General features: G+C 68.4%; 19 protein-coding genes. 11 read left to right on the top strand and 8 right to left on the bottom strand.

Translation table 11 applies throughout. From position 1 onward, the window contains the following. Positions 1-108 precede the first annotated feature (108 nt). From pqqE to pqqA, 5 genes are all read right to left on the bottom strand, one after another. Positions 109-1,242, bottom strand: a complete 1,134-nt coding sequence (pqqE, locus tag XcodCFBP4690_RS00965; RefSeq protein ID WP_104539193.1) for a pyrroloquinoline quinone biosynthesis protein PqqE — start codon at positions 1,240-1,242, stop codon at positions 109-111. Further along, entirely contained in the window at positions 1,239-1,517 is a 279-nt protein-coding gene (pqqD, locus tag XcodCFBP4690_RS00970; RefSeq protein WP_104539194.1) for a pyrroloquinoline quinone biosynthesis peptide chaperone PqqD, read from the bottom strand. The genes pqqE and pqqD overlap by 4 nt, the downstream gene beginning before the upstream one ends. Beyond that, positions 1,514-2,266, bottom strand: coding sequence for a pyrroloquinoline-quinone synthase PqqC (gene pqqC, locus XcodCFBP4690_RS00975; RefSeq protein WP_104539195.1), 753 nt, complete (start codon positions 2,264-2,266; stop codon positions 1,514-1,516). Before pqqC ends, pqqD begins: the two co-directional genes overlap by 4 nt. Next, positions 2,263-3,162, bottom strand: a complete 900-nt coding sequence (pqqB, locus tag XcodCFBP4690_RS00980; RefSeq protein WP_104539196.1) for a pyrroloquinoline quinone biosynthesis protein PqqB — start codon at positions 3,160-3,162, stop codon at positions 2,263-2,265. The genes pqqC and pqqB overlap by 4 nt, the downstream gene beginning before the upstream one ends. Positions 3,163-3,244: 82 nt before the next feature. Further along, on the bottom strand, positions 3,245-3,325 hold the full coding sequence (gene pqqA / locus XcodCFBP4690_RS00985; RefSeq protein ID WP_002812057.1) for a pyrroloquinoline quinone precursor peptide PqqA: 81 nt from the start codon (positions 3,323-3,325) through the stop codon (positions 3,245-3,247). A gap of 235 nt (positions 3,326-3,560) precedes the next feature. Here pqqA and XcodCFBP4690_RS00990 point away from each other — a divergent pair, with 235 nt between their 5' ends. Both XcodCFBP4690_RS00990 and XcodCFBP4690_RS22635 read left to right on the top strand, forming a co-directional pair. Beyond that, on the top strand, positions 3,561-5,801 hold the full coding sequence (locus XcodCFBP4690_RS00990) for a RelA/SpoT family protein (RefSeq protein WP_410049631.1): 2,241 nt from the start codon (positions 3,561-3,563) through the stop codon (positions 5,799-5,801). A gap of 354 nt (positions 5,802-6,155) precedes the next feature. Beyond that, positions 6,156-7,670 (top strand): hypothetical protein, encoded by a 1,515-nt coding sequence (locus XcodCFBP4690_RS22635; RefSeq protein ID WP_167394409.1) that lies wholly within the window; start codon positions 6,156-6,158, stop codon positions 7,668-7,670. Between the two features lie 177 nt (positions 7,671-7,847). On the opposite strand, the gene XcodCFBP4690_RS01000 is transcribed toward XcodCFBP4690_RS22635, so the two are convergent. Next, positions 7,848-9,950 carry a glycosyltransferase gene (locus XcodCFBP4690_RS01000; protein ID WP_146091799.1) on the bottom strand — a complete coding sequence of 701 codons (2,103 nt, stop codon included), beginning with the start codon at positions 9,948-9,950 and terminating at the stop codon, positions 7,848-7,850. Positions 9,951-10,169: 219 nt separating this feature from the next. Between XcodCFBP4690_RS01000 and mrcB the strand changes: the two genes are divergently transcribed. The 5 genes from mrcB to XcodCFBP4690_RS01025 all read left to right on the top strand — a co-directional run bounded on the left by mrcB (position 10,170) and on the right by XcodCFBP4690_RS01025 (position 17,574). Continuing rightward, positions 10,170-12,617 (top strand): penicillin-binding protein 1B, encoded by a 2,448-nt coding sequence (gene mrcB / locus XcodCFBP4690_RS01005; protein ID WP_104539198.1) that lies wholly within the window; start codon positions 10,170-10,172, stop codon positions 12,615-12,617. A gap of 13 nt (positions 12,618-12,630) precedes the next feature. Continuing rightward, on the top strand, positions 12,631-13,155 hold the full coding sequence (locus tag XcodCFBP4690_RS01010) for a tetratricopeptide repeat protein (RefSeq protein WP_104539199.1): 525 nt from the start codon (positions 12,631-12,633) through the stop codon (positions 13,153-13,155). Between the two features lie 428 nt (positions 13,156-13,583). Next, entirely contained in the window at positions 13,584-15,575 is a 1,992-nt protein-coding gene (gene yoaA / locus XcodCFBP4690_RS01015; RefSeq protein ID WP_104539200.1) for a DNA repair helicase YoaA, read from the top strand. Positions 15,576-15,940: 365 nt separating this feature from the next. After that, on the top strand, positions 15,941-16,660 hold the full coding sequence (tsaB, locus tag XcodCFBP4690_RS01020; protein ID WP_104539201.1) for a tRNA (adenosine(37)-N6)-threonylcarbamoyltransferase complex dimerization subunit type 1 TsaB: 720 nt from the start codon (positions 15,941-15,943) through the stop codon (positions 16,658-16,660). Continuing rightward, positions 16,657-17,574 (top strand): ADP-ribosylglycohydrolase family protein, encoded by a 918-nt coding sequence (locus tag XcodCFBP4690_RS01025; protein WP_104539202.1) that lies wholly within the window; start codon positions 16,657-16,659, stop codon positions 17,572-17,574. The genes tsaB and XcodCFBP4690_RS01025 overlap by 4 nt, the downstream gene beginning before the upstream one ends. 344 nt (positions 17,575-17,918) lie before the next feature. Here the strand turns inward: XcodCFBP4690_RS01025 and tolA are convergent, their stop codons facing one another. Both tolA and gshB read right to left on the bottom strand, forming a co-directional pair. Continuing rightward, positions 17,919-18,794 carry a cell envelope integrity protein TolA gene (gene tolA / locus XcodCFBP4690_RS01030; protein ID WP_104539203.1) on the bottom strand — a complete coding sequence of 292 codons (876 nt, stop codon included), beginning with the start codon at positions 18,792-18,794 and terminating at the stop codon, positions 17,919-17,921. Beyond that, positions 18,791-19,741, bottom strand: coding sequence for a glutathione synthase (gene gshB / locus XcodCFBP4690_RS01035; RefSeq protein ID WP_104539204.1), 951 nt, complete (start codon positions 19,739-19,741; stop codon positions 18,791-18,793). The genes tolA and gshB overlap by 4 nt, the downstream gene beginning before the upstream one ends. A 237-nt stretch (positions 19,742-19,978) precedes the next feature. Between gshB and pilG the strand changes: the two genes are divergently transcribed. The 4 genes from pilG to XcodCFBP4690_RS01055 are packed head-to-tail and all read left to right on the top strand — an operon-like array spanning position 19,979 to position 23,366. Further along, positions 19,979-20,380: a twitching motility response regulator PilG gene (gene pilG / locus XcodCFBP4690_RS01040; protein ID WP_005913706.1), complete on the top strand. Its 402-nt coding sequence runs from the start codon at positions 19,979-19,981 to the stop codon at positions 20,378-20,380. A 17-nt stretch (positions 20,381-20,397) separates the two neighbouring features. Then, on the top strand, positions 20,398-20,760 hold the full coding sequence (locus tag XcodCFBP4690_RS01045; protein WP_029220782.1) for a response regulator: 363 nt from the start codon (positions 20,398-20,400) through the stop codon (positions 20,758-20,760). Beyond that, complete coding sequence (locus XcodCFBP4690_RS01050; RefSeq protein WP_003482487.1) at positions 20,760-21,290, top strand: chemotaxis protein CheW; 531 nt, start codon at positions 20,760-20,762, stop codon at positions 21,288-21,290. The genes XcodCFBP4690_RS01045 and XcodCFBP4690_RS01050 overlap by 1 nt, the downstream gene beginning before the upstream one ends. 39 nt (positions 21,291-21,329) lie before the next feature. Beyond that, the gene (locus tag XcodCFBP4690_RS01055) at positions 21,330-23,366 is read left to right on the top strand and encodes a methyl-accepting chemotaxis protein (RefSeq protein ID WP_104539205.1); all 2,037 of its coding nucleotides are present in this window, start codon (positions 21,330-21,332) and stop codon (positions 23,364-23,366) included. Positions 23,367-23,399: the final 33 nt, after the last annotated feature.

Here is a 23,399-nt window from a genome sequence, read left to right on the forward strand (position 1 = left end):
GCGAGCGGGCAACAGAATGACCATGCCGAGCCGGGGGATGACCAGGTCGCTGTCTGCCGCGCAGGAATCGGTATGCCCTGGCAACGCGCGGGCGTGATTGAGTGGCGCCTAGTCCGGCGCGACGTCGGCCGTGGAAGGCTGGCGTTCGGCACGTGCCGGCCGGCGGTAGACGAATTCCGGTGCCACTGCCGCAGCTTCGCGCTCGGCCGTGGCGCGCACCTGTGCGTGCGCGGGCGAGCGCTCGCACACCGGATCCAGCGTGGCGGCATCGCCGCTGAGCGCCAGCGCCTGGCAGCGACAGCCGCCCCAGTCGATCTCGCGTTTGGGGCAGCCCTGGCACACCTCGGGCATCCACGCGGTGCCGCGAAAACGTACGAATGCCTCGCCGTGGTTCCAGATCTGCTCCAGCGTGCGATCGCGCAGATTGTCGAAGCGCATGCCTTCGATGGTTTCGGCGGCATGGCAGGGCAGCACGTCGCCGCGCGGAGAGATATTGACGAAGCGCTGGCCCCAGCCGCCCATGCAGGGCTTGGGCTGGCGTGCGTAGTAGTCGGGGGTGACGAAGTCGATCGCCAGGCGGTCGCCAAGCTCGCGGCGTGCAGTTTCTACCGCGGCAATAGTGCCCATCAATTGTTCGCGGCTGGGCATCAGTGCAGCACGGTTGCGCAGCCCCCAGCCGTAGTACTGGGTGTGGGCCACTTCGATGCGTTCGGCCTGCCATTCCAGCGCCAGCGCAATCATCTGCGGCACCCGTTCGGCGTTGTGCCGGTGCAGCACCGCGTTGAGCGTCAGCGGCAGGCCGCGCGCGCGCACGGCGGCGGCGAATTCGCGCTTCTTGGACAGGCTGTTGCGATACCCGGCAATGCGATCGGCACCGGCCGGGTCCACGTCCTGCACGCTCAACTGCACATGCTCCAGCCCGGCGGCCTGCAACTGGTCCAGCATCGGCTCGCCGCCGGCCACGCCGGAGGTGATCAGGTTGCTGTAAAGACCAAGCGCGCGCGCATGCGCCACCAGCTCGGGCAGGTCCTTGCGCAGCATCGGCTCGCCACCGGAGAAGTGCGCCTGCAGCACGCCCATGTCAGCGGCCTGCTGCAACAGCGAACGCCAACCACTGGTATCCATCTCTTCGCGCAGTGCCGCCAGCGCAATCGGGTTGGAGCAGTACGGGCACGCCAACGGGCAGCGGTGGGTCAGCTCCAGCAACACGGACAGCGGCGGTGGCGGCACGGCACTGCTCATAGCTTCAACAAACGCTTTTGGTGCAGGGTGCCGGTGAGTTCGATCACATCGGCTTCGATCTGCGCAGGATCGGCGTCGAATTCTGCCGCCAGCTCCAGCGCAATCTGCGCCAGCGAGCGCGCGCCGTCGAAACGTTGCGCCACCACCACGGCGATCTCGTCCAGTTCGACCACGCGCTCGGGTGCGAGCAGCACCCATTGGTCGCGTGCACGGTCGTGCTGCAGGCGCACGCCTGCGCGCAGGGCCGGCTGGCTGTCGCGGCCGATGCTGCTCATGCCGCAACCCGGCTGGCTGCGCGGTCGGGTACGAAGGCATCCGGCCAGACGATCCCCGGCGCGACATAGGCCACGTGCAAGGCATCCAGCTGCGCCCACAGCACCGAGCACTTGAAGTGCAGCGCAGCCTTGACCAGTTCCTGCTTCTCTGCGGTGTCGGCATGTTGCTTGACGTACTCCAGCGCGAAATCCGAATCGCGCGGCGCCTCGGTCAGGCGATGCTCGAAGTAGGCCAGCGCCTCGGGCGAGACGAAGTCGTAATGCTTCAGCATGCCGGCCACGCGCTGGCCGATGATGTTGGGGGCGAACAACTCGGTTAGCGAGGAGGCAATCGCTTCGAGCAGGCTCTTCTCGCGCACGAACTGCAGATACGCCTGCACCGCGAAGCGCGTGCCCGGCAGCAGGGCGCGTCCGGATTCGACCAGGTGGCGGTCCAGGCCCAGTGCGTCGGTCAGGTGCAGCCAGCGTGCGATGCCGCCGTCGGAGGCGCTGTTGCCGTCGTGATCGAGGATGCGCTGGCGCCAGATGCGCCGCAGCGCGGGATCTTCCATGCGCGCCAGGATCGCCGCGTCCTTCAAGGGAATGCAGCGTTGGTATTCGAAGCGGTTGAGCGCCCAGGCCTGCACCTGGCCGCGTTCGAGCTTGCCATCGTGCAGCAGCGCATGAAACGGGTGCTGGTCGTGATACAGGCGTGCGCCGATGGCGCGCAGCTCCGCTTCCAGTTGGTCCGGGGTGAGCAGGGCGGTCACAGGGTGATCTCCAGGCCGTCGTGCGCAACATCCCAGCCGTTGGCGCGCGCGCTGGCGTATTCGGGCGAATGGATATCGAGCACGGGATTGGTGGTGTTGATGTGGATGAAGATCTTGCGCGCCACACCGAGCGGTGCGAACGCCGCCATGGTGCCTTCCGGTCCATCGATGCTCAGATGGCCCATGCGCTGGCCGGTTTTCTGGCTGACGCCCAGTTGCACCATTTCATCGTCGCGCCACAGCGTGCCGTCGAAGAACACCAGCTCGGCGCCTCGCAGGCGCTCGCGCAGTGCGTCGGTCATGGCCGCGCAGCCGGGGATGTAGTGCACGCGGTGGCGGCCATCGTCGATGGTCAGGCCCAGGGTCTCCTCGTTGGAACCGGCCAGGTCGCCGCCGCTGCGCGATTCCATGAACAGCGGGACCTTGCCGGGCACCGAAAACGGGGTCAATTGCAGGCCCAGCAGCGACAGGGGCGTATCCAGCGCAAACGGCTGGCGCGACACGTAGTGCGGGTTGAGGGCGTCGAAGATCGGGTTCTGTGCCAGCAGGTCGAGTACGCGGCTGCTGGCATGCAACGAGAACGCCTGGCTCTCGCGCATCGACAGCAGCCCGGCGATATGGTCGATCTCGCCGCTGGTCAGCAGCACTGCCTCGATCGGTGAATGCCGCAGCCCGTGCTGCGGCCAGAGCGCAGGCGTGGCGAGAAGTTGTTGCCGGAAATCGGGTGAGGCGTTGATCAATACCCAGCGCTGACCGTCTGCGCTGACGGCGATGCTGGCCTGGGTACGACGTTGGGCACCGTCTGCTTGTTGCCAGGCCCGCTGGCTTGCGGGGGTATGGCAATTCCACTGCGGGTGCCCACCGCCGGCCGCCGATCCCAAGACAATGATGCGCATGGAGAGCTATTACCTAATCTGCCGGCCGCGGCCGGTCACGCATCGATGGGAAGGGCGGCAGGTGAGCTAAGAAACGGCCGGATCAAAACTCGCCGGAGACGTAGCAGTTGATTTCGGCGCCACAATTCACTTCACGGACGACAGGCTTCTTCCAGGTCTTCATCGGCTACCTCGCTGTGGGTGGAAAAACGCCGTCGCTGCGCAAGGCGGCGATGACGTGCAAGGAGCATAGGCAGGCGGTTTGGCCGAGTTGTAAAGAGCGCGTAAAAAGTCGATGCGATGCAGCGCTGCGTGTGCGCTATCGCACACGTCATGGCGCGCAGCGGTTACGAATCAAGCCCTTGCCGGGTGAACCGACCCTAAGTGCGCCCCGATGAGCTGCCACCGCCAGGCTGGAAATTGCGCGTTGTGGAGATGGTGATGCGCACGTTACCGTAGCTGCCAGATCCCAGTTATCGCCTGCCGCCGTGTCCACCGCTGTGACCAGTTCCTCATTCGATCGCCTGCAGGCAGTGCTGCAGCGCCCCGCGCTGGCATCGGTTGCTCCGGCATTGGGCGAAGCGCTGGCGCGCGCCTGGCAGGACGCACCGCCTGCGCCAGCCGACAGCGTGGCCTGGTCGCTGCTCGGCGATACGCTGGATGCACTGGCGCTGCTGGCCGCCGACGAGGCCACGTTGATCGCGGCATTGCTGTTCGACCTACCGACATTGCGCGGTGCGCTGGCCGGCCTGCCCTGGCAGCCCGCCGAACGCCGCGTGGCAGTGGAGGGGCTGCTCGACGGACTGGATGCGGCCGATCAGGTCTGGGCGCTGCATGCCGGGCGCGAGGCCGGACGCAACAGCGAGGGGCTGCGCCGCCTGCTGCTGTCCATCATCCACGACCTGCGCGTGGTGCCGATCCTGCTGGCACGGCAGCTGGCGCGCATGCGCGTGGCCGACCGCCTCAGCGAAGACCAGCGCCGCGCGCTGGCCCAGCTCACCCGCGACATCCACGCGCCGCTGGCCAACCGCCTGGGTATCTGGCAGGTGAAGTGGGAGCTGGAAGATCTGGCGTTCCGGCATCTGGAGCCGGAGACCTATCGCCGCATCGCCCGCGAAGTGGACGAGACCCGCATCGCCCGCGAACGCTATATCGAGGCGGTCAAGCGCACCCTGTCCGGCGCGCTGGCCGAGCAGGGACTGCGCGCGGAGGTGAGCGGACGGCCGAAGCATATCTACAGCATCTGGCGGAAGATGCAGAAGAAGCGGCTGTCGTTCGACCAGCTGTACGACGTGCGCGCGGTGCGGGTGATGGTCGATGACGTGGCCGCCTGCTATGCGGCGTTAGGGGCGGTGCATTCGCTGTGGACGCCGGTGCCCAGCGAGTTTGACGATTACATCGCCCGGCCCAAGGCCAACGACTATCGCTCGCTGCACACCGCCGTGGTCGGCCCGGAAGGGCGCACCATCGAAATCCAGATCCGCACCTTCGAGATGCACGCCCAGGCCGAGCTCGGCGTGGCCGCGCACTGGAAGTACAAGGAAGGCGGCAAGGGCGCCGAAAAGGCCTTCGACCGCAAGATCCTGTGGATGCGCCAGCTGCTGGAACAGGTGCAGGAGGGCGACCATGGCGAACTGGCCGGTGCGCTGGATGCCGAGCTGATCGAGGATCGGGTGTATGCGCTGACCCCCAAGGGCGAGGTCATCGATCTGCCGCAGGGCGCCACCCCGCTGGATTTTGCGTACCACGTGCACACCATGGTGGGGCATCGCTGCCGCGGCGCGCGTGTCAACGATCGCATCGTGCCGCTGACCTACCGGCTGCGCAGCGGCGACCGCGTTGAGATCATGACGGCCAAGGAAGCGGATCCGCGCCGCGACTGGTTGCTGGCGGCCAATGGATTCCTGGCCAGCGGGCGCTCGCGCGACAAGGTGCGCGCCTGGTTCCACAAGCTCGATCGCGCACGCAACGTGCAGGCGGGCAAGGATCTGCTCGACCGTGAACTCAAACGCCTGGGCCTGCAGCACGCAGATCTGGGCGTGGCCACGCGCAAGTTCCATGCCGACAGCGTGGACGAGCTGTACATCCAGGTGGCGCTGGGCGACACCGGACCCAACCAGGTCAGCCGTGCGCTGCTGGAAGCCGAGCGCGCGGCGTCGCAGCCGGCGGCGCCTGCGCCGCCGCGTCCGACCGCGCGCCGCGATGGGTTGGGCAAGTCCAAGTTCACCGTGCAGGGCGTGGGCAACCTGCTGGTGCAGCTGGCGCGGTGCTGCCAGCCGGTGGCCGGCGAACCGATCGCCGGCTACCTCACCCGCGGCCGCGGCGTGACCGTGCACCGTACCGACTGCGTGGCGCTGGCGCGCCTGGCGGCCGCCCACCCGCAACGCGTCTTGCCGGTGGAGTGGGGCAAGGCAGGCAGCGGCTACGAGGTGGATGTGCAGGTGCGTGCAGTGGACCGGCGCTGGCTGCTCAAGGACATCACCAACCTGATCGCGCAGGAGGACGCCCACGTGCTGGAGATCAACAGCGACAACGTGCGCGACACCGGACGGGCGCAGTTGCGCCTGCGGCTGAAGGTCAGCGACTACGGCCAGTTGTCGGCGCTGCTGGGCAAGCTGGATGCTTTGCCCGGCGTCAGCGAAGTGCGGCGGCTGGGCTGAGCGGCCGACGCGACCGCCGCGTTCTGCCTCAAGATGCCCCCTCCGGCCGATGCTGCTAGGACGCGTGCGCGTCCCGCACCACGCGCCGTCCGGCTTGCCAGCGATCCGGGCCAGCCGCTCACGCTGCAGCCGCGCCTGGCCGCACTGCAGGCGCCTTGAAAATTCGCCGAAAGAGTCCAACGCGCCTCCAGCCGTTCGCACCGTACCCGCCTCAACGAATCCCAAATCCCAAATCCCAAATCCCGAATCCCGAATCCCGAATCCCAAACAACCCACACCGCCTTCGCGCCACCCCGCTACCATGACGGGGTGAACGCGTCCCCGTCAGGTCGCGCCAAGGATGGACGCAACCGCATGTTTCCGCTGCCGCGCTGGGCCAGGTCGCCCCGCCTCTGGGCGCCGTTGCGCAGCCGCGCGCTCTGGCGCGTGGTGCTGGCGCTGTCGCTGTGCCTGCTGATGGGTGTGATCGTGTTGCGCCAGCCGCTTGCCGACTGGCTGTGGCCGGACACCCGGATCCAGCAACTGCTGCAGCGGGGCAATGCCGCATTGGCGCGCGGCAAGCTCAGTGCCGCCGACGGCAACGGGGCACGCGAACTGTTCGCCGCTGCACTTGCGCTGGATGGCGACCGCAGCGAGGCCCGCGCCGGGCTGGCGCGTACCGGTGCGGCTGCGGTGGTGCAGGCGCGTGCGGCGATCGCGGCCGGCGATGCGGCCGATGCGCAACGTGCGTTGGCGTTGGCAACCGCGCTGGAGGTGCCGCAGGCGCAGATCGCCCCGGTCTCCTTGCGTCTGCGCGATCTGCAGGCGCGCCGCGCCGGCTTGGACGCCCTGGTCGCGCAGGCGGTCGCCGCCCAGCACCAGGGCCGCCTGGATGGCACGCCCGACAGTGCGTTGCCGCTGTACCAGCGCGTCCTCAGCCTGGCACCGGACCGCACCGACGCGCTGGAAGGGCGCGAAGACGCCCTGACCGATCTACTGGCGCAGGCACGCCACGCCTTGGGACGCGATGCGCTTGGCGAGGCGGCCGCGCTGTTGGTGGCGGCCAAGCGCTACGACGCCGGCCACACCGACGTGCCGTCGACCGAAGGCCATTACCACCGTGCGCTCGAACAGCGGCGGCAGCGCGCCGATGCCTTGCTGCGGCGTGGTCGCCTGGCACCGGCGGCGCGCGATTTCATGGCAGTGCTGGCAGCCGAGCCGGAAGATGCCGGTGCGCGGCGCGGGCTGGATCGGGTGGCCAGCGAATATGCCGCCCAGGCGGGGCGCCAGGCCGCGGATTTCCAGTTCGACCAGGCCATGCAGTCGCTGCAGCAGGCGCGGGTGCTGGTGCCGGGCGCCGCCTCCATCGCCCAGGCCGAACAGGCGATCGCGCGCGCGCGCGATGCCCAGCGCGGGCCTGAAACCGGCTTGTCGCGCGGCGTACGCGAACGCCGGTTGCGCGCGCTGCTGCAACGTGTGGCCGATGCCGAGGCGCGAGAGCAGTGGATGACCCCGCCGGGCGCCAGCGCCTACGACACCGTGCGCGCCGCACAGGCGCTGGCCCCGCGCGATGCCCGCGTGCTGCAGGCCGCTGCGCGCGTCGCGCCGGCCAGCCGGCGCTGCTTCGAGGACGAGTTGCGCAACAACCGCCTGCGTGCGGCGCGCGGATGCCTGGACGCGTGGCAGGCGCTGACACCCACTGCCGACGCCTTGGCAGGCGCGCGTCGCCGTCTGGCGCAGCGTTGGATAGCAGTGGGGAGCGAACGGCTGGGCCAGGAAGACGCGGCATTCGCCCGTCGAGCGCAGGACGAGGCGCGCCAGCTGGACCCTGGCTTGCCGGAACTGACCGAATTCACGCGACGGGTCAAGGCCGTGGCCGAGCAGCGTTGAGCGGTCGTTGCCAGGTGTCGCCGACATCGGAGCCTGCCGAACCTGTAGCTCGACCCCGCATTCTGAAACAACGCGATCTGCCACGCGCAATCCTTCGCCCACCTGGAGAAGGTGCCCCGAAGGGGGAGGATGAGGGTACGAGTCAAGCCTGGCGATCTGTCTCCCGGCCGACACTGCTCACTTCGCAATAAACAACGCACGCACCGTCGCGCGTGCCGTATCCAGCGAAAAATGCTCGGCCACGTTGCGCAAGCCGTTGTCGGCTAAGCGCTGCCACAGCGCTGCATCCTGATACAGGCGTACGATCGCGCTGGCGAAGGCATCGGCGGCGTCGGCCACGCACACATCCTCGCCATCGCGCAGGTGCATGCCTTCCACCGCACAGGTCGTGCCGACCACCGGTTGCCCGTGTGCCATGCTGAGATTGATCTTGCCCTTGACGCCGGCACCGAAGCGCAGCGGCGCCACCGCGATGCGGACGTTGTCCATGAACGGCAACAGATCCGGCACATGACCATGCAACTGCACGCCGGGACATTCCTCGGCCAGCAGCTTCAATGCCTCGGGCAGATCCGCGCCGATGCAGTGGAACACCACCTCGGGCAAGCGTGCGCGCACCTGCGGGAAGATCGCACTGATGAACCACTGCACCGCATCCACATTGGGCGGGTGACGAAAGCCGCCGACGAAGACCAGGTCGCGGCGTTGCCCGAAGCTGGGGCCGTTGCCGGCCACCTCGTGCAGGTTGGAGAGCAGGGCGGTGCGGATCTGCGGCGCGTCCGCGTGCAGCTGCGCCTGTTCGGCAGCGGACACCAGCACGGTGACATCGGTGGCGGCCATGATCTCCAGTTCGCGCAGCCGGGTACGCTCGGCGCTGCGCAGCAGATTGGCGTCGCCGGCCAGTTCGGCGCCGCGTCGCTCGCGCAGGTAATGCAGGTCGACGGTGTCGAACAGCGTGCGTGCCTGCGGAGCGTACTGCTTCAACAGCGGCAGGCAGGCATGCGCGACGTGGTGGCGCACCAGCAGCACCACCGCAAAGCGCGGGCCATGGGTGCGCAGCCAGCTGCCGATGCCGTCCAGAAACGGTGCATACCAGACCTCCACGCCCAACTGCTGCAGCGCCTGGGTGTGGCGCCCGGCGTGCTCGCGGCGGGTTGGCACGAACACCACATGCGCGCCCTCCTCGCAAAGCAATCGGATCAGGTTGAACTGCCGCAGCGATCCCGAGTCGCGGTCCGGCTGCGGCACGCATTCGTCCAGGATCAACACCTGGCGTTGCCCACGGTGCAGCTGCGCCGGTCCGGGAACGGTGCCCACCGGCAAGTGCGCGGCCAGGGTGGGCTGCCATTTGTCGGCGAACACCCGCTGGTTGCGCACCTGATACGCCTTGACCCCGGTGCGGACGTCGGTGCCGTTGCTGGTGCCCTCGTCGTGCACCACCACGCTGGCCGGTTGCACCAGGACCTGGCGGCCGGCGGCGCGCACCGCAAAAGCCAGGTCGGTGTCTTCGTAGTAGGCGGGCATGTAGCGGCGATCCAGCCTGCCCAGCGTTTGCAGTAGCGTACGTGGCAGGGCAATCGCCGCCCCCGAGCAGTAATCCATGGCGCGGACATAGGCGTAACGCGGATCCTCGGCTGATTCGAAGCGGCCATAGCTCCAGGCACTGCCATCGGCGAACACCACGCCGCCCGATTCCTGCAACCGCCCATCCGGATAGACCAGTTGGGCGCCGACCAGGCCGGCGCCCGGATGCTGGTCGAAAGTGGCGATCAGCCGATCCAGCCAGTGGGGCTGGGGGATGGTGTCGTTGTTGAGCAACACCACGTAATCGCCGCGCGCCAGCGCGATGCCGTCGTTGCAGGCTGCGATGAAGCCGCCGTTGCTGGCACGCAGGTGATAGTGCAGGCCGGAAATCTGCGGCAGCTGCACGGCCGTGGCATCGCTGCTGCCATCGTCCACCACGATGATTTCCATCGCCAGCCGTGGCGGATGCGCGGCCAGCGCGCGCAGACAGGCCAGCGTGTGGGCAATGTGGTTGTAGACCGGAATCACCACCGTCACGCGTGGCGTGGCGCTGTGCGGCAGCGCGAACGGGGCAAACGGCGCTGCTTCGGGCAACCACAACGGGCTGCCCAGTGCGACCGGAGGTGCTTGCGTATGCACGCGAATGCGCTGCCAGGTGGCGCGCCACCCACGCGTGCGCATGCTGGCTACGGAGCGGTGGATCAGGCCGAGCACGCGATTGAACAGATAGCGCGCATCGGCCAGGGACATCGACATTGCGTTGGAACTCCAGCGTAAAGGCAAGTGGAACGTGGTGGCGATGACCAGCCGGGCGCGGATGGGTGGCGCAGCAGTGTACCGGCCAGATCCTGCCGCCTTGCGCCCGGCATCCAGCGCCGGAGCATTGTTAGCCGCGCTTAAGTCGGAACGGGCGGGCAGACCGCAACCATGACAGCGCTGCGCTAGACTCGCCGCACCCTACATTCTCGCATCCCCGTGCCCCGACGCTACGACCACGACGATTCCGACGATTTCCAGGACGACACCGACGAGCAAGGCTCCCGCTGGCAGCGCAGACTGATCGTCTGGGGATTTGCCGCGTTTGCGCTGGCGCTCGGTTTCCTGATTCCGTACACGGTGTATCTGAACAAGCAGGTCAGCCAGCGCTTCGGCGAACTGCGCTGGCAGATTCCCACCCGCGTGTACGGGCGTCCACTGGTGCTGGCGCCCGGCACTGCGCTGGATGCGGCCACCCTCAAGACCGAGCTGGATGCCGCCTCCTACCGCGACGACGGACAGGCCACGCTGGCCGGCACCTACCGGCAGGATGGCAGCCGCTTCCTCATCGCCAGCCGGGGCTATATCGATGTGGACGGGCGCGTGCCTGCACGGCGGATCGAGCTTGCGCTGTCGGGCGGGCGCGTGGCCAGCCTGCGCGATGCCGGCAGCCGCAAGGCGTTGAAGAGCGCGCGCCTGGACCCGGCGCGGATCGCCACGCTGTACGGGCAGAAGCAGGAAGAGCGCCGCCTGGTGCGCATGGAAGAAGTGCCCGAGCTGCTGGTCACCGGCCTGCAGGCGGTGGAAGACCGCGACTTCAACAGCCACCACGGCATCGACCTGAGCGGCATGGTGCGTGCGGCCTGGATCATGCTGCGCTCGGGCGGCCAGGTGCGCCAGGGTGCCAGCACGCTGACCCAGCAGCTGGCCCGCAGCGGCCTGCTCGGCATCGGCAAGGAGCAGACGCTCACCCGCAAGTTCAACGAAATCCTCTACGCGGTGATCATGGAGGCGCGCTACGACAAGCGCACCATCCTGGAGGCCTATCTCAACCAGGTCTACCTGGGCCAGCGGGGCGGGCAGGCGATCCACGGCGTGTCCTCGGGCGCCGAACTCTGGTTCGGCCGCGAGCTCAATTCGATGACCACCGAGCAGATCGCGCTGTTGATCGGGCTGGTCAAGGGGCCGTCGTACTACGACCCGCGACGTAACCCCGAACGCGCGCTGGACCGGCGCAACTTCGTGCTGGGCAAGCTGCACGAGAGCCAGTTGATCGACGCCGCCGAGTACAAGCGCGCACTCGCCGCGCCGCTGGGCGTACCGCAGGAGCCCGGCCTGGTGGCGGCCAATCGCTTCCCGGCGTACGTGGATCTGGTGCGGCGGCAGCTGGCGCACGATTATCCCGAAGGCGTGCTGCAGGGTGCCGGCATGAGCGTGCTCACCGGCATGTCGCCATCCGCGCAGGCGTATGCCGAAGGCGCCGTCACCGGCACCATCAAGCGGCTGGACAACAAGAAGCGCCCGCCGCTGCAGGCCGGCCTGGTGCTCACCGACGTGCACAACGGCGATGTGCTGGCGGTCGTCGGTAGCCGCGATGTGGCCAAGCCGGGCTTCAATCGCGCGGTGGAAGCGCAGCGTCCGGTGGGCTCGCTGCTCAAGCCCTTCGTCTACATGCTGGCGCTGGCCTCGCCGGACCGCTGGGCGCTGTCCAGCTGGGTCGACGATTCGCCGGTGACGGTGCAGCTCGGTCGCGGCAAGACCTGGTCGCCGGGCAATTCGGACAACCGCAGCCACGGCACGGTGCGGCTGGTGGATGCGCTGGCGCATTCCTACAACCAGGCCACGGTGCGCGTGGGCATGCAGGTCGGCGCCGACCGTATCGCCCAGTTGATCCAGGTGCTGGCCGGCATCAAGGCCGACCCGAACCCGTCGCTGATCCTGGGCGCCACCGACCAGAGCCCCTACGGCATGGCGCAGCTGTATCAGTTCCTGGCGGCCGGCGGCGAGATCCAGCCATTGCATGCGGTGCGCGGCGTGCTCGACCCGCAGGGCAAGCTGCTCAAGCGCTACGACAAGACCCCGGCACCGGCGCAGGAGGGCGATTCGGTGGCCGCCAACCTGATCAGCATCGGCCTGCAGCAGGTGGTCAGCAATGGAACCGCGCGGCAGTTGCTCGGCGATGGTCTGGGGCGGTTGTCGCCGGCCGGCAAGACCGGCACCTCCAACGACGGCCGCGACAGCTGGTATGCCGGCTACACCGGCGACCATCTGGCGGTGATCTGGATGGGCAACGACCAGAACGAGCAGACCGGCCTGTACGGCGCCACCGGCGCGATGCGGGTGTGGTCGAGCATCTTCGCCCGGCTGCCCAGCGCGCCGCTGAAGGTCAGCGGCAAGGGGCTGGACTGGCAAGCGGTGGATGCAGTCGGGACCGGCGTGACCGATGCCGGCTGCCCGGGCGCGCGCCAGTTCCCGTTCGTGGTCGGCTTCACGCCCGCCTATGTCCCTTGCGCGGGCGATGCGCCGTCGATCGATGGCGTGCCTGCCGATGCTGCCTCCGCGCCGGCCGAGCAATCCAGCGGCGGCGGCTGGCGGCGCTTCTTCGGCCTGGAAAAGAAGCCCGAAGAACCCGCGCCGGCGCCCGCTTCGGCGCCCCCTGCACACTGATTGGAGCGATTCGATGATCCCACTGCACCGTCTGCTCGTCCTGGCCGCGGCCTGCGCCACACTGGCTGCCTGCGTCAGCGCGCCGCCCACGCCGCCACCGACCTCGGTGGACCCGACCACGCCGACGCAGCGCTTGCTGCTGATCGAACGCGAGGCCGGCGCCGACGACACCGAGCTGTCGGTGCAGCCGCTGCGCGACCCGCAGGTGGACGACCTGCGCGACACCGCCAAGAGCAAGCGCCAGACCGGGGATCTGACCGGTGCGGCGGCGGTGCTGGATCAGGCGTTGGGGCTGGTATCCGGCGACCCGGCGATCCTGCAGGAGCGCGCCGAAGTGGCGGTGCTGCAGGCCGACTGGCCGGCCGCCGAACGCTTCGCCCAGCGCGCGATCGAATTGGGTTCCAGGACCGGCCCGCTGTGCCGCCGTCACTGGGCCACCATCGAACAGTCTCGCCTGGCGCGCGGCGAGAAAGAGAACGCCGCTTCGGCCAAGGCGCAGATTGCCGGCTGCACCGTGCCGGGCATGAAGCGGTATTGAGCCGATCGCCGGGTGCGTGGCGCCCGGTGAAGTCGGGCAGGGGGCGAAGGGAGCGGGTAAAGGGAAGCGGGCCATTGTCCAGCACCGACCTGTGCCATCCGGCGCAAGGCATCGCTGCCGACGGCGCAGTCGCGCAGCCGTCGTGTCGCCCAAGCGCATCGCTTGAAGCTGCGATCGAAGCCTGCGATCGCCACGGGCATCGGGGCCGCGCCCGACGTGCCGGTGGACGAGAAGTCGCTTGCGGCACGCCGGGGCCATGCTTGCCTGTCGAACAGAAGAGCGGGTGTGACGCGACGCTGCCTTGCCATCGCCAGGATCATCGCGTCGATGGCTGCATCGCGCACCGGCGAGAAACCAATTGCGATCAGACAGCCTCACTGCACACGCGCTAGGCTGTCGTGCTTTCCAGCCTGCATCCCTTCCATTCCATGTCCCAACTTGCCACTGCCAGCATCGAGGCGCTCAGCGAGGGTGGCGCGCTTGCGCGCCAGCTCGATGCGTTCGCGCCGCGCGCTGCGCAGCTGCGCCTGACCGGGGCTATCGCCGAGGCGTTCGAACAACGCGACGTGCTGCTGGCCGAGGCCGGTACCGGCACCGGCAAGACCTATGCGTATCTGGTCCCGGCGTTGCTGTCGGGCTTGAAGACCATCGTCTCCACCGGCACGCGCGCGTTGCAGGACCAGCTGTTCCATCGCGATCTGCCGCGCGTGCGCGCTGCCCTGGGCGTGGGCTTGCGCAGCGCGTTGCTGAAGGGCCGCGCAAACTATCTGTGCAAGTACCGCACCCAGCAGGCGCGTGGCGAACCGCGCCTGGCCACCCCCGAGCAGGTCACCCAGTTCCAGCGCATCGTGGCCTGGAGCGGGCGCACCCAGTACGGCGACATGGCCGAACTGGACGCCCTGCCGGACGATTCGCCGCTGCTGCCGATGGTGACCTCCACGGTCGACAACTGCCTGGGCACTGACTGTCCGTTCTATGGCGAGTGCTTCGTGGTGCAGGCACGCCAGCGTGCACAGGCCGCCGATCTGGTGGTGGTCAATCACCATCTGCTGCTGGCCGACCTGGCGCTCAAGCAGGAAGGCTTCGGCGAGATCCTGCCGGGCGCGCAGGCCTTCGTCATCGACGAAGCGCATCAGTTGCCGGAGCTGGCGGCCAATTTCTTCGGCGAAAGTTTCGGCATGCGTCCGTGGCAGGAACTGGCGCGCGACTGCATGGTGGAAGCGCGGCTGGTGGCCGGTGCGCAGGCCAGCCTGCAGGCGCCGATCCTGGCGCTGGACGATGCGCTGCGCAGCCTGCGCGCCGGCATGGAAGGGCTGCCGGCGCGTGGCACGCAGTGGCGCGCATTGGCCAGGCCGCAGGTGCGCGAAGGCTTCGATGCGGTGCTGTCGGCCCTGGCGCGGCTGGGCGAGGCCTTGCTGCCGTTGCGCGCCGCCTCGCCGGGGTTTGATGGCTGCACTGCGCGTGCGCAGGAAGCGCTGAATCGGCTGTCGCGCTGGCTGGGCGAAGACCTGCCGGTGGCCGATTTCGCGCAGGATCCGCCGGAAGACACGCTCGACAACGATGTGCTCTGGTACGAACTGAGCCCGCGCGGATTCCGCTGCCAGCGCACGCCGCTGGACGTGTCCGGCCCGTTGCGCGAGCACCGCGAAAAGTCACAGGCGGCCTGGGTGTTCACCTCCGCCACGCTGGCGGTGGGCGGGCAGTTCGATCACATCGCGCTGCGGCTGGGCTTGAGCGACCCGGTGACCTTGCTGCAGCCCAGCCCGTTCGACTGGGCACGCCAGGCGCTGTGCTATCTGCCGCCGAACCTGCCGGACCCGGCGGCGCGCGGCTTCGGCACTGCCCTGATCGCGGCGCTGACCCCGGTGCTGGAGGCCTCCAATGGCCGCGCATTCCTGCTGTTCGCCTCGCACCGCGCGCTGCGCGAGGCCGCCGACGCGCTACGCGGTGCGCCGTGGCCGCTGTTCGTGCAGGGCGAGGCGCCGCGCGCGACCCTGCTGCAACGCTTTCGCGATTCCGGCAATGGCGTGCTGCTCGGGTCTGCCAGTTTCCGCGAGGGCGTGGACGTGGTCGGCGATGCGCTGAGCGTGGTGGTGATCGACAAGCTGCCGTTCGCCGCGCCCGACGACCCGGTGTTCGAAGCGCGGCTGGATGCGATCCGCCGCGAGGGCGGCAACCCGTTCCGCGACGAGCAGTTGCCGCAGGCCGTGATCGCACTGAAGCAGGGTGTGGGCCGGCTGATCCGCAGCGAAACCGACCGCGGCGTGCTGGTGCTATGCGATCCGCGGCTGATCACCAAGAGCTACGGGCGCACCTTCATGACCTCGCTGCCGCCGTTCGCACGCACGCGGGAACTGGCCGACGTGCAGGCGTTTTTTGGGGAGCCGGGGCTGGGGACCGGGGACCGGGAACCCGGGTAAGCGCAGGGCGAAGTGCTCATGGCGGTGGCGTATCGTGCTCCTGTGCAATTGCAAGCGGGAACTGGCCGACGTGCAGGCGTTTTTTCAAGAGCCGGGACTGGGGACCGGGGACCGGGGACCCGGGTAAGCGCAGGGCGAGTGCTCATGGCGGTGGCGTATCGCGCTTCTGTGCAATTGCACCGGGTGGCACACCCCAACTCCACCTCTGCCCCCCAAATCGGTCAGTCGAACTGCACCTTCCCGGGTCCCCGGTCCCGGCTCAGTTGAACTACGCCTTCCCGGGTCCCCAGTCCCCGGTCCCGGCTCAGTTAAACTGCACCTCCCCCGGTTCCCCAGTCCCCGGTCCCCGGTCCCGGCTCTCTCCCATGAACATCCTCGCCTTCGAAACCTCCACCGAAGCCTGCTCCGTTGCGTTGCACGTGGATGGACGCGTGATCGAGCGCTTCGAACTGGCGCCGCGTCGCCACGCCGAGCTGGCCTTGCCCTGGGCTGACGCACTGCTGGCCGAGGGCGGCCTCACCCGGCGTCAGCTCGATGCGATCGCGGTCGGCCGCGGGCCTGGCGCCTTCACCGGCGTGCGGCTGGCGATCGGTATCGCGCAGGGCATCGCGCTGGCCCTGGATCTGCCGGTGCTGGCGGTCTCCACGCTGCAGGTGCTGGCCTTGCGCGCGCCGGCCGAGGCCAGGCAGGTGCTGGCCTGCATTGATGCGCGCATGGGCGAGGTCTATGCCGGGGTATTTGCACGCAACGCGGAAGGGCTGCTGGAACTCGCGCCCGAACGCGTGTGCACGCCCGATGCGGTGGTCGTGCCGGATGCCGCGCAGCGCTTGGCCGGGGTGGGAACCGGATTTGCGGCCGCCGACGGATTGCTGCAGCAGCGCCTTGCCGCCCAACTGAGCAGCGTCGATGCCAGCGCCTTGCCGCATGCGGCCGATCTGCTCACGCTCGCCGTGCCCGCGCTGCAACGCGGCGAAGGGCTGGCGCCGGAGCGTGTGGAGCCAGCGTACCTGCGCGACAACGTTGCACTGACCCTGGTCGAGCAACAGGCCGCACGCGCAGCGAAGGCCGCCGCCGCCGCGCCATGACACACGGCGATCTCGAACGCGCGCGGTTTCGCGGCTGCCTGCTCGGCCTGGCGGTCGGCGATGCGCTGGGTACCACGCTGGAATTCCAGGCGCCCGGCAGCTTCACGCCGATCGACGACATGCGCGGCGGCGGCCCGTTCGCCCTGCGTGCAGGGCAGTGGACCGACGACACCTCGATGGCGCTGTGCCTGGCGCACAGCCTGCTGCACCGGCAAGGCTTCGATGCGGCCGACCAGATGAACCGCTATTGCAACTGGTACCAGCATGGCTACCTCAGCAGCACCGGCCGCTGTTTCGATATCGGCAACACGGTGCGCCAGGCGCTGGAGCGCTATCTCGATGGCGGCCCGGCCTTCAGCGGTAGCCAAGACCCGCGCGCGGCCGGCAACGGCTCGCTGATGCGGCTGGCGCCGGTGGCGATGTACTACGCGCATCGTCCCGACGAACTGGGCGACCGTGCCGCCGACAGCTCGCGCACCACCCATGCCGCCGCCGAAGCACTGGACGCCTGCCGGTTGTTCGCGGCCCAGCTGCGCACCGCCCTGCTCGGCGCAACGCGCGAGCAGGTGCTGCGCACGCCTTGCGAGGGAATGGTCTCCCCGGCGGTGCGCGCCCTGTCCACGCGCGACCATGCAGCGGTTCCGGCAGCGCGGATTCGCGGCACCGGCTACGTGGTCGACGCGCTGTCGGCCGCGCTGTGGTGCTTCGCCACCACCGAGACATTCGCCGATGCGGTGTTGCGCGCGGCCAACCTCGGCGACGATGCCGACACCACTGCGGCGATCTGCGGCCAGCTCGCCGGCGCGTTCTACGGTGTCGAGGGCATTCCCGCCGCCTGGCGCGAACGCGTGCAGGACGCAGACGAAATCATGGCCTTGGCCGACCGGTTGCACGCCGCGGCGCAGGTGGCCTGAGACACCGGTCACCGCGGAGCTGCCACGCCATCTGCTGCATGCGGCAAATGACGCAATCGGCCATGCCGTTGCGCGGTCTAGGTGGATGTGCAAGCTAATCGCGGGTCGTCGTTGCCAGCCTGCTGCTGCACGTGCGCGCCGCTATGGCACCTTGGCGCTGTGCAGGCGTACAAGGCGGTGACCAGGCCGCGCAGGGCCGCTGGCCTGGGTCCACGCTCGGTCCAGGGGCATCACGGCACGAGGAGGGTGCGCCGCAGCGGCGCTGATCCTGCGCTTATATGTTCTGTCAGCCCGGTGCCGCTCGGCTGTGGTGCCTTGCATCGGGCGGTGAACGCCCGCGGGTGTCAGCGGTCGTCGTGCAGCTCGCCACCGGGCAGGAACAGCCAGGTGCGCGTGACCTGCAGGATGTCCACATCGTCCTTGGTCTTGGGCAGGGGCGGAAACGGCTGCGCCAGTTGCACCACGCGCAACGCGGCATCGTCAAGCAACGGAACCCCGCTGGAAACCAGCACGCGGCTGCTTTCCACGCTGCCGTCGCGGCGCACGCCTACGCTGATGACCACCTTGCCGCCCAGCCGGCGGCGGCGGGCATCGTCCGGGTAGTTCAGGTTGCCGACGCGCTCGGCGCGGTCCACCCAGGCACGCAGGTAGTTCGCGTATGCATATTCGCGGGTACTGGCCGAGACGAACTTGCGGTTCGGGCGCTTGGCGTATTGTTCCGAGCGCAGATGCACCTCGGCAGCCAGCCGGGCCATCTCGGCATCGCGCTGGATGCGTCGCGCATCGGCCGGGGTGAGCGGGTCGGTCTGCGGGTTCGGTTGCGGCGTCGGCATGGACTGCTCGCCGCGGCGGCTGCTCACCACCCGGGTCTGGGTGGGGGCCGGGGCCTGCACGCTGGTGGCGCGCTGCGCCTGCGGCGCCAGCCCGGTGCGTTCCTGTGGCACCACGCCCGGCTGGCTGTCGCGCGGGCGCTGGGCGGTGTCGTGGTCGCCGCCGCCCTGCTGGTTGGCCTGGGCCAGGAAGTCGGCCTGCTTGGGCGTCAGCGGGGTGCTGGTCTGGCTGAAGATCACGTCCAGGGTCGGAACCAGCGGGGCGTCCTCGCTGACCGCAAAGCCCACCCCCAGGATCAGCGCGCCGTGCAGCAGCAGCGAGACCACCAGCGTGGTGGTCAGCCGCCGGCGTTCGTCCATCGCTGCAGGCAGGGCCGCGGCCGTGCTCATTGCGCGGCGCCGGCCTCGATCGCATCGAACAGCAGCCCGGCGATGTTCAGGCCGAACTGCGCATCCAGCTCGCGCACGCAGGTCGGGCTGGTGACGTTGACCTCGGTCAGGTAGTCGCCGATCACGTCCAGGCCGACGAAGCGCATGCCGCGCCGGCGCATTTCCGGCCCCACCTGGGCGGCGATCCAGCGGTCGCGCTCGGACAGCGGGCGGCCTTCGCCGCGGCCGCCGGCGGCCAGGTTGCCGCGGAATTCGTCGCCTTGCGGAATGCGCGCCAGGCAATAGTCCACCGGCACGCCGTCCACCAGCAGGATGCGCTTGTCGCCGGCGCTGATGTCGGGAATGAAGCGCTGCGCCAGGGTCAGCCTGCGGTTGCCGTCGGTCAGCGTTTCCAGGATCACGTTGAGGTTGGGGTCGCCGGTGCCGCTGCGGAAGATCGAACGCCCGCCCATGCCATCCAGCGGCTTGAGTACGGCCTGGCCATGCTCCAGCACGAACGCCTTGAGCGCGGCGGCATCGCGGCTGACCAGGGTGGGGGGGCAGCACTGCGGGAACAGCAGCGCGGCCAGTTTCTCGTTGTAGTCGCGCAGGCCCTGCGGGTCGTTGACGATCTGCGCGCCGGCGCGCTGCGCCACGCTCAGGACCTGGGTGTCGTAGACGAACTCGGCATCCACCGGCGGGTCCTTGCGCATCAGCACCACCTGGCCGGGGCCGAAGGCCAGCTCGGCGAACGCGCCCAGGGTGAACCAGTCGTTCTTGTCGTCGCGCACGTTCAGCGGCGCGACCTGCGCCACCGCACGGCCTTCGCGCAGGCTCAGCCCGCCCGGGCGCACGTAATGCAGGCGGTGGCCGCGGCGCTGGGCTTCCAGCAGCATGGCGAAGGTGGTGTCTTTGGCGATCTTGATGGAGGCGATGGGATCCATCACCACGACGACGTCGAGCGACATGGGGCTAAACCTTTCGAACAGGCTGCCGATGGTAACTTCAAGCGGCGGGCGATGGCGCGTCCGGCCGGTTGCGAATGCGCGACTTGCCGGTCGAAACGCACCCGGACGCGGTCGGAACGTCCGCCTGGCGGGGCCCCGGCAACGCGCCCTTGACAGTCGATGCGGGTCTTGGGATATACATGCAGTTTCGTAGCGACGTCGGAAGGGATGAAGCGTTGCGCGTCCGGGGATATTTGCATGAGTGAAAACATCGCTGCGGGTGGGGAACTCGCAGGACTGAAGGTGATGGTGATCGATGATTCGAAAACCATTCGCCGCACCGCCGAAACGCTGCTGAAGCGCGAAGGGTGTGAAGTAGTGACAGCGACGGATGGTTTCGAGGCACTGGCCAAGATCGCGGACCAGCAACCTCAGATCATCTTTGTGGACATCATGATGCCGCGTCTGGATGGGTACCAGACCTGCGCGTTGATCAAGGGCAACCAGCTCTTCAAGTCGACGCCGGTGATCATGTTGTCGTCCAAGGATGGCCTGTTCGACAAGGCACGCGGCCGCATCGTCGGCTCCGAGCAGTATCTGACCAAGCCATTCACACGTGAAGAACTACTGAGCGCGATCCGCACGTACGTCCACGCCTGACCAGGGGGAAAGGCAACATGGCTCGAATTATATTGATCGAGGACTCGCCCACCGATCGGGCGGTCTTCAGTCAATGGCTGGAAAAAGCTGGCCACACGGTCGTCGCCACCGACAACGCCGAAGAGGGACTTGAGCTGGTTCGCAGCCAGGCGCCCGATCTGGTGCTGATGGACGTGGTGCTGCCCGGCATGAGCGGCTTTCAGGCAACGCGTGCACTCGCGCGCGACCAGGCCACCAAGGACATCCCCGTGCTGCTGGTCAGCACCAAGGGCATGGAAACCGACAAGGCCTGGGGTTTGCGACAAGGTGCCAGCGATTACATCGTCAAGCCGCCGCGCGAAGACGATCTGATTGCACGCATCAAACAACTGGTGCGTTGATGCGCTCTCCATTCGACATTCTCGAAGACTACGAGCGGCGTAGTCTTGCGCACGCCACGCCGCTGCCGGAACGCCAGTTCTCCGCAGACATCTGGCGTGGCGTCGGCTATCGCGTCGGCACCCGGCGGCTGGTTTCGGACTTCCGCGAAGTGGCGGAAATCGTGCCGATGCCGCCGGTGACGCCGGTGCCGGGCGCCCAGCCCTGGCTGCTGGGCGTGGGCAACCTGCGCGGCAATCTGTTCCCGGTGATCGATCTGAAGCAGTTCCTGGAGGGCCGGCGCACGGTGCTGCAGGAAGGCCAGCGGGTGCTGATCATGCGCCAGAGCGGCGGCGACGTCGCGCTGACCATCGACGAGCTCTACGGCCAGCGCAGCTTCGAACAGGTGCAGGCGGTCGAGCCTGGCGAGCTGGCCCAGGGCCGCTACGCCCATTTCATCGACCGTGCCTTCCGCAACGAGACGCAGGACTGGGGTGTGTTCTCCCTGGCGTTGCTGTCGCGCACTCCTGAATTCCGGCAGGCCGCGGCCTAAGCCGCGACCCCGCCACGTCATACAGATCGAGGTCGAACCATGAGTACCGCCCCGGACGCCCGCAAGACCAACAAGCTCGGCAGCGTCAGCACCAGCTTCTGGCTTGGCCTGCTGGTGTTGTCGATGATCGTGTTCGGCGCCAACACCGGCGTCGCCACCTGGCAGGGCAGCCGTCTTGCCGGTGCCGGCATCGGCGCCGCCGACCTGCAGGTGCTCTCGCAGCAGCTGGCCAACCAGGGCCGCGAAGCGGTCTCCGGTGACGCCAAGGCCTTTGCCGCCTTCAAGGAGACCAAGGGCCGCATCGACAGCACGGTGAGCGAACTCGATGGCCGCTACGGCCAGGAGGGCTCGGTGGCCAGCGCGATGGCGCAGCTCAAGGCGACCTGGGTGCCGCTGAGCAAGAACGCCGATCAGGTCATCGCCAGCGAACCGGCGGTGCTCGGCCTGGCCGGCAACGCCGAACGCTTCTCCGGCAGCGTGCCGCAGCTGCAGGCGCAGTTGAACGAAGTGGTGCGTGCGATGACGGTCAGCGGCGCGCCCGCCTCGCAGATCTACAACACCCTGCAGCAGGTCGTGGTCGCCGGCACCATGGCGCGCCGGGTGACCGAAATGCGCGCCGGTGGCGCCAATGCGGCCGCCTCCGGCGACGCGCTGGCACGCGACTCGGTGGTGTTCACCCAGATGCTGGAAGGCCTGCGCGCGGGCAACGAAGAACTCGGCATCGCCGCGGTGCGCAACCCGGCCGCCCTGGCGGCGCTGGAACAGTCGCAGACGCAGTGGGCGACGATGAAGAAGGACGTCGACGCCATCCTCGCCAGCTCGCGCAACCTGTTCGCCGCGCAGTCCTCGGCCGCGGCGCTGACCGCCGGCTCGGGCAAGATGCTCGACGACAGCAAGAAGCTGTTCGACGCGTTCTCCGCGTTCGGTTCGGTGCGCGACACCCGCCTGTTTCCCAACTTCTGGCTGGGCGTGGTGTCCGGCCTGGTCGCCTTGCTGGCCATCGTCGGCTTCGTCTGGAGCTCGGTGCGGGTGCGTACCCGCGAGCAGGACGTGCGCTACCAGGCACAGGTGGAATTCAACAGCCGCAACCAGCAGGCGATCATGCGCTTGCTGGACGAAATCAGCTCGCTCGGTGAGGGCGACCTGACCGTCAAGGCCTCGGTGACCGAGGACATGACCGGCGCCATTGCAGACGCGATCAACTACGCCGTGGACGAACTGCGTCACCTGGTGACCACCATCAACGACACCTCGGCCAAGGTGGCCGTGTCGACCCAGGAAACCCAGGCCACCGCGATGCAGCTGGCCGAAGCGGCCGGCCAGCAGGCCAACCAGATCACCACCGCCTCCGAGCGCATCAGCGAAATCGCTGCCAGCATCGAACAGGTGTCGCGCAACTCCACCGAGTCGGCCGAAGTGGCGCAGCGCTCGGTGGTCATCGCCGCCGAGGGTGCCGGCGTGGTGCGCGAGACGATCCAGGGCATGGACCAGATCCGCGACCAGATCCAGGAAACCTCCAAGCGCATCAAGCGGCTGGGCGAGTCTTCGCAGGAGATCGGCTCGATCGTGGAACTGATCAACGACATTTCCGAGCAGACCAACATCCTGGCGCTCAACGCCGCGGTGCAGGCCGCCTCGGCGGGCGAAGCTGGTCGCGGTTTCGCGGTCGTGGCCGACGAAGTGCAGCGCCTGGCAGAACGCACCTCCAGTGCGACCCGACGCATCGAAGGCCTGGTGCAGACCATTCAGGCCGATACCAACGAAGCGGTCAGCTCGATGGAGCAGACCACCTCCGAAGTGGTGTCCGGTGCGCGCCTGGCCGAAGACGCCGGTACCGCACTGACCGAAATCGAGCGCGTGTCCAACGCCTTGAACAACCTGATCAAGAACATCTCCATCGCCGCGCACCAGCAGTCGGCTGCGGCGACGGACATCACACAGACCATGGGCGTGATCCGACAGATCACCAGCCAGACATCGCAGGGTGCGGAGCAGACGGCCGAGTCGATCGGCAACCTGGCTCAGCTCGCTGCCGATCTGCGCCGTTCGGTCGCCGACTTCAAGCTGCCGGCGTGACCACGACGCGGAACGGGAAAGGATCAGCAGATG

The organism is Xanthomonas codiaei (genome assembly GCF_002939785.1).
Lineage (GTDB): Bacteria > Pseudomonadota > Gammaproteobacteria > Xanthomonadales > Xanthomonadaceae > Xanthomonas > Xanthomonas codiaei.

Bases quoted from the DNA above. Each gene is read 5' to 3' on its own strand.
- pqqE (WP_104539193.1), bottom strand. From the start codon at position 1,242: ATGAGCAGTGCCGTGCCGCCACCGCCGCTGTCCGTGTTGCTGGAGCTG.
- pqqD (WP_104539194.1), bottom strand. From the start codon at position 1,517: ATGAGCAGCATCGGCCGCGACAGCCAGCCGGCCCTGCGCGCAGGCGTG.
- pqqB (WP_104539196.1), bottom strand. From the start codon at position 3,162: ATGCGCATCATTGTCTTGGGATCGGCGGCCGGCGGTGGGCACCCGCAG.
- pqqA (WP_002812057.1), bottom strand. From the start codon at position 3,325: ATGAAGACCTGGAAGAAGCCTGTCGTCCGTGAAGTGAATTGTGGCGCC.
- XcodCFBP4690_RS22635 (WP_167394409.1), top strand. From the start codon at position 6,156: ATGTTTCCGCTGCCGCGCTGGGCCAGGTCGCCCCGCCTCTGGGCGCCG.
- XcodCFBP4690_RS01000 (WP_146091799.1), bottom strand. From the start codon at position 9,950: ATGTCGATGTCCCTGGCCGATGCGCGCTATCTGTTCAATCGCGTGCTC.
- XcodCFBP4690_RS01010 (WP_104539199.1), top strand. From the start codon at position 12,631: ATGATCCCACTGCACCGTCTGCTCGTCCTGGCCGCGGCCTGCGCCACA.
- yoaA (WP_104539200.1), top strand. From the start codon at position 13,584: ATGTCCCAACTTGCCACTGCCAGCATCGAGGCGCTCAGCGAGGGTGGC.
- tsaB (WP_104539201.1), top strand. From the start codon at position 15,941: ATGAACATCCTCGCCTTCGAAACCTCCACCGAAGCCTGCTCCGTTGCG.
- XcodCFBP4690_RS01025 (WP_104539202.1), top strand. From the start codon at position 16,657: ATGACACACGGCGATCTCGAACGCGCGCGGTTTCGCGGCTGCCTGCTC.
- tolA (WP_104539203.1), bottom strand. From the start codon at position 18,794: ATGAGCACGGCCGCGGCCCTGCCTGCAGCGATGGACGAACGCCGGCGG.
- gshB (WP_104539204.1), bottom strand. From the start codon at position 19,741: ATGTCGCTCGACGTCGTCGTGGTGATGGATCCCATCGCCTCCATCAAG.
- pilG (WP_005913706.1), top strand. From the start codon at position 19,979: ATGAGTGAAAACATCGCTGCGGGTGGGGAACTCGCAGGACTGAAGGTG.
- XcodCFBP4690_RS01045 (WP_029220782.1), top strand. From the start codon at position 20,398: ATGGCTCGAATTATATTGATCGAGGACTCGCCCACCGATCGGGCGGTC.
- XcodCFBP4690_RS01050 (WP_003482487.1), top strand. From the start codon at position 20,760: ATGCGCTCTCCATTCGACATTCTCGAAGACTACGAGCGGCGTAGTCTT.
- XcodCFBP4690_RS01055 (WP_104539205.1), top strand. From the start codon at position 21,330: ATGAGTACCGCCCCGGACGCCCGCAAGACCAACAAGCTCGGCAGCGTC.